Below are 344 nucleotides of genomic sequence, written 5' to 3'. Positions count from 1 at the left end.
ATCATGAAGGCATGGCGCTCTACACCTTCGATAAGGACAGCACGGGCAAATCCGCCTGTAACGATCAGTGTGCGATCAACTGGCCGCCGCTTGCCGCCGAAGCCGACAGTTCGGCCGAGGGTAAGTGGACAGTGATCACCCGTGACGACAAGACCCGGCAGTGGGCTTACGACGGCAAGCCGCTCTACACCTTCAAGAGCGACACCAAGGCGGGAGAGGTCACCGGTGACGGCAAGGGCGGTGTCTGGCACGTGGCCAAACCCTGAGGCATGAAGCCATTGGGTGATCAGCGCACCGCGTAGTCGGCGACAATCCCCAGGAAGATCGCCAGCCCTGCCCAATGG

Annotated in this window: 1 protein-coding gene; it reads left to right on the top strand. The window is 61.6% G+C overall.

Features of this window, described 5'->3' with window-relative positions; genetic code table 11:
• The coding region (locus tag EE949_RS24335; RefSeq protein WP_122666648.1) for a COG4315 family predicted lipoprotein at window positions 1-266 on the top strand (266 nt) is incomplete at its 5' end.
• Window positions 267-344: the final 78 nt, after the last annotated feature.

Origin of the sequence: Pseudomonas viridiflava (assembly GCF_900602065.1) — a bacterium.
Lineage (GTDB): Bacteria > Pseudomonadota > Gammaproteobacteria > Pseudomonadales > Pseudomonadaceae > Aquipseudomonas.
The sequence above is the reverse complement of the archived record's forward strand: the minus strand, read 5'-3'. Positions and strand labels throughout refer to the sequence as shown.